Raw genomic sequence first — 4,955 nt, forward strand, 5'->3', positions numbered from 1 at the left:
GCCCCGGGCCGGTCATGGCCCGGGGCGCCCCCGTTCGCGTGTGCGGGAGCGGGCCCGGTCGTGAGGGGTCGGGTTCGGCCCTGCCGCCCGTCCGCGGTGATTCTCCGGCGAAATCCCGGCTCGCGATTTACCTATACCCGGCAAATAGGATATTTCGCTTAAGGTGGCCTCGACCGAGGACAGACCTGTGGAGGATCCGGACCCGTGACAGTGCATCTCTCCGAGGGCCGGGCCCCCGTCGCGACCCTGCCCGCCCCCGTCGTCCGCCCCCGCTCCGCCCCGAGCGCCCCGAGGGCCCGTCGGCTCGCCCTGGAGGTCGCCCGGTTCGCCGTCGTCGGCGGCAGCGGGGTCGCCGTCAACATCCTCGTCTTCAACCTGGCGCTGCACGGCCTGAGGTGGGCGCCGATGACCGCCACGGTGGTCGCGAGCTGTGTCGCCATGGGGTCGAACTACCTCGGCTTCCGCTACTTCGCCTACCGGGACCGGGCCTCGCGCACCCGGCGTCAGATCGCCCTCTTCTTCGCGTTCAGCGGGCTCGGCGTCGCCATGGAGAGCGTGCTGTTCTACGCCGGCTATCACGGGCTGGGGATGGACGGCCCGCTCGGCTCGAACGTCGCCAAGGCGCTGTCGATCGTCCTGGCCTCGGCGTTCCGCTTCGTGGTGTACCGGACGTGGGTGTTCCAACACGCGAAGAACGGTCGATAGCAATCCAAATCGGGCTTGAATGTCTACGATTAATAGGATGAACGTGGATCAACCTCGCGCATCCGCCGAACATCACGTGCCCGCCGAACATCACGCGTCCGCCGGGTCCGGGCCGGGGAAGCCCGCCGTCTCCGTGGTCGTCATCGTCTACAACGACGCGGCCAGGCTGCCCACGGCCGTGCGCTCCGTCCTGGACCAGACGCTGCGCGACGTCGAGGTGATCGTCGTCGACGACCGCAGCACGGACGGCTCGTACGAGGTGGCGCGCGGGCTGGCCGCGGCGCACCCCGGCCGGGTCCGCGCCTGCCGGCTGCCCGAGAACAGCGGCGGCTGCGGCGCCCCCCGCAACCGCGGCATCACCGAGGCCCGCGGTGCCTACGTCGTCTTCCTCGACAGCGACGACGTCCTGGAGCGCAACGCCTGCCGCAACCTGCTGGAGGCCGCCGAGGCCACCGGAGCGGACCTGGTCTCCGGACTGTGCGTGCGCGTGCACGTCGACTCGCGCACCGGCAAGGAGGTCAAGTGGTACCCCTGGCTGTACGAGCGCACCCGGACCCTGGAGTCGATCTCCGAACTGCCCGACCTGCTGGTCTTCGACACCCTGTCGACCAACAAGTGCTACCGCAGGCGGTTCCTGCTCGACGAGGGGCTGCGCTTCCCGGTCGGCATCCACTACGAGGACCTGCTCTTCTCCGCCCAGGCGTACGCCACCGCCCGCCGCATCACCCTCATCCCCAACCGGGTGTACGACTGGCGGGTCGCCGACAGCGCCGCGGCGAAGTCCATCAGCAACCGGCGTGACGAGATCGCCAACTTCGCGCACCGCATGGAGATCCACCGCAGGGTCGACCGACTCCTCGCGGACAAGGGGCTCCTGGAGCTGAAGTTCGCCAAGGACGTGAAGTTCCTCAAGCACGACCTCGTGCTGCACCTGCGCGAACTGCCCTTCCGCGACGCGGCCTTCCGCGAGGAGTTCGCGGCGATCGCCCGGCACTACCTGGAGTCGATCGACCGCGCGGCCTTCGACGAGACCGAACCCGTCCAGGCCATCTGCGCCTACCTCCTCCAGGTGAGCGACTGGGACAACCTGCTGCCCGCCGTGGACACGCTCGCCAACCGCGACAAGATCTCCTCGCCGCTCGTGGAGCGCGACGGCCGCGTGTACTGGTGCGCCGAGCACCTCGACGACCCCTTCGGCCGGCACGTCCTGGACGTCACCGAACTCGGTCACCACGTCAAGCCGGTCGACCGGATGTTCCTGCGCAACGTGCTGACCTCGTACGAGAGCACCGGCGCGACCGTCCGCCTCGCCGGGCGCGTCACCAACCCGCTCGGGGTGATCCCGCCCGGCGCCCGGATCGCCGGCGAGCTGGAGTTCTACGCCCGCCGCCCCGGGGTGCGCTTCCAGACCTTCCGCTTCCCCGTGACGCACGTACGGCACGAGGGCGGGACCGTCGCCTGGGAGAGTGCGGCGAACCTCCTGGCCGTACGGCCGCTGGGCATCGTGGACGCCGTGTGGGACGTACGGCTCCACCTCGACGTCGACGGCGTGCGCACCAGCACGCGGATCACTGCCGCCGACCCCGGTCCGGCCGCGGGGAAGGTGCCCGTCAGGCCCCGGCTCACCCGGCTGGTCGCCGACGGCATGGAGCCGGTCGTCTCCTCGCGCGGACACCTCTCCTTCCGGCTGGTTCCCGACAAGAAGGCGAACGTCGTCGTGCTGCGCGGTGTGCACGGCAGGGCCGCCACCCTCGCCAAGACCGGGTACCGCAGGGCCCGTTCCCTGCGCAAGGAACTCACCTCGGGCGAGACCAAGATCCGCGTCTACCACGAGGTGTTCAGCCGGCTGCCCCACCGCAAGGGGCTCGTCGTCTTCGAGAGCCACCTGGGCCGCCAGTACAGCGACAGCCCCCGGGCGCTCTACGAGGAGATGCGCCGCCAGGGCCTGGAGTTCGAGCCGGTCTGGTCGTACACCGGCAGCCCGGCCGGCTTCCCGGACGACGCCACCCTCGTGCGCCGCTGGTCGCTGCCCTACCTCCGGGCGCTCGCGCAGGCCGAGTTCTGGGTCGACAACCAGAGCTACCCGCTGAAGCTGACCAAGCGGCCGGGCACGACGTACATCCAGACCTGGCACGGATCCGCGCTCAAGCGGATGGGCTTCGACGAGGCCGAATGGAAGCTCAAGTCCCGTGAGGCGCAGGCCGAACAGCAGAGGACACTGGACCGCTTCGACCGGTTCCTCATCCGCTCCGAGCACGATGTGCGCACCCTCGCGCGGGCGTTCCGGCTGAAGGAGCGGACCCTGCTGCGCGTCGGATACCCGCGCAACGACGCCCTCGTACGGGCCAGACAGCGGGAGGCGGCCGGAGGCGGGCGCGAACGCGGGCCGCTGGCGGCGGAACTGGGCGTCCCCGGCGACCGGCAGGTCCTCCTGTACGCCCCGACCTTCCGCACGCGCGGCGGCGGACAGCGGCGGTTCGAGCTTCCCTTCGACGTCGAGCGCTTCGCCGACGCCTTCGGCGACCGCTACGTCCTCCTGGTCCGCTCCCACTACCTGAACCACCTCGTGCTCCCGCCGTCCGTGCGCGGCCGGGTCGTCGACGTCACCGCGATCCACGACGTGACCCCGCTGCTCGCCCTCGCCGACGGGCTGATCACCGACTACTCGTCCGTGATGTTCGACTACGCCCTCCTCGACCGCCCGATGTTCTTCTTCGCGTACGACTACGACGCGTACGTCCACGAGGGCCGCGGAACCTACTTCGACCTGCTGGAGCGGGCGCCGGGACCCGTGGTGCGGACCGAGGACGAACTGCACGCCGTGCTCGGCTCGCTGGAGGAACAGTCCGTCAAGTACGCGCCCAGGCGCGAGCAGTTCCTCGCCGACTTCGGCGAGTACGACAAGGGGACGGCGGCCCGGAGCGTCGTCGACCAGTTCTTCGGGCACTGGAGGCACGCGTGACCGGCCCGCGGCGGGACGTCTTCCTCGTCTCCAACAGCGTCGACGAACTGGGCGGGGTGACCACCTGGTCGCACCAGATGGCCCGGCTCTTCACAGAGCGCGGCCACCGCGTGCACGTCGTGGGCGTCACCGAGCCCGCCGTGCCGCAGGAACTGGGCGAACTCCCGTACCCCACCACGACGCTGTACGACGTCCACCCGCCCCGGGTCGGACCGGCGCGCGGCCTGAGGGGGCGGCTCGACGTCGCCGGGCGGAGGCTGCGCGCCGAGCGGACGGCGGGCATGCGGGCGAAGGCCGCCGAGCTGACGGCGCTGTTCCGGGCCGCGCGCCCCGGCGCCGTCGTGATCGTCACCCAGGTGTGGGCCATGGAATGGGTGGAGCTCGCCGACACCCGCGGGCTGACCGTCGTCGGGATGAGCCACGAGTCCTACGCGTACTGCCGGACGACCTCGCGCTTCAGACGGGTCCTGAAGCACTACAAGGACGTCGACCGGATGCTCGCGCTCACCCGTGAGGACGCCGACCTGTGGATCGGGCAGGGCATGAACAACGCCTCCTTCATGCCGAACCCCCTCCCGTTCGTGCCCGAGGTGCCCTCGCCGCGTACCGGGAACGCCGTCGTCAGCGTGGGCCGGCTGCACGACCAGAAGGGCATCGACATGCTCCTCGACGCCTGGGCCGAGGTCACCCCGCTCCACCCCGACTGGCGGCTGCGGATCTACGGCTCCGGCGAGGACGAGGAGATCCTGCGGAAGCAGTGCACCGCCCTCGGGCTCGACGGCTCGGTCGACTGGATGGGACGGACGAACGACGTCCCGGGCGCCCTGCGCGGGGGCTCGGTCTTCGCGCTCTCCTCACGCGGCGAGGGCTTCCCCCTCGCCCTCATGGAGGCGATGGCCGCCGGTCTGCCGTGCGCCGCCTTCGACTGCGCGCCCGGCGTCCGCGAGATCGTCCGGGACGGCGAGGACGGTCTGCTGGCCGCCCTCGGCAACACCGGTGAACTGGCCCGCCGGCTGGACACGCTGATGTCCGACAAGGCGCTGCGGGACTCCATGGGAGACGCGGCGCGCGCGAACGTGCAGCGCTTCACCACGGACGAGATCGTCCGCAGGTGGGAGGCACTGTTCGCGTTCCTGGAGCGCTGAGCGGCCCGTCCGGGGGCACGCGCTCGGCGGACCCGGTGCGCCTACTTGCCCGTGAACTTCTCGTACTCCTTGAGGACGTCCGCGGTCGGGCCGTCCATGCGCAGTTCGCCGCGCTCCAGCCACAGCACGCGGTCGCAGGTGTC

General features: G+C 70.9%; 3 protein-coding genes and 1 pseudogene. 3 read left to right on the forward strand and 1 reads right to left on the reverse strand.

Annotation, left to right across the window (positions count from 1 at the left end):
• Positions 1–204: 204 nt before the first annotated feature.
• From ACFW6B_RS39650 to ACFW6B_RS39660, 3 genes are read left to right on the forward strand one after another with little or no spacing between them, the layout of a single operon-like run.
• A complete protein-coding gene (locus ACFW6B_RS39650) occupies positions 205–705 on the forward strand; it encodes a GtrA family protein (RefSeq protein ID WP_386604524.1) in 501 nt (166 codons plus the stop codon).
• 37 nt (positions 706–742) lie between these two features.
• Positions 743–3,667: a CDP-glycerol glycerophosphotransferase family protein gene (locus ACFW6B_RS39655; RefSeq protein ID WP_386604526.1), complete on the forward strand. Its 2,925-nt coding sequence runs from the start codon at positions 743–745 to the stop codon at positions 3,665–3,667.
• Positions 3,664–4,812 (forward strand): glycosyltransferase, encoded by a 1,149-nt coding sequence (locus ACFW6B_RS39660; RefSeq protein ID WP_386604528.1) that lies wholly within the window; start codon positions 3,664–3,666, stop codon positions 4,810–4,812. Before ACFW6B_RS39655 ends, ACFW6B_RS39660 begins: the two co-directional genes overlap by 4 nt.
• 41 nt (positions 4,813–4,853) lie before the next feature.
• Here ACFW6B_RS39660 and ACFW6B_RS39665 read toward each other — a convergent pair.
• Positions 4,854–4,955, reverse strand: a pseudogene (locus ACFW6B_RS39665) (ABC transporter ATP-binding protein); the annotation flags it as partial.

The organism is Streptomyces sp. NPDC058751 (assembly GCF_042746485.1).
In the GTDB taxonomy this organism is placed as follows: Bacteria; Actinomycetota; Actinomycetes; order Streptomycetales; family Streptomycetaceae; genus Streptomyces.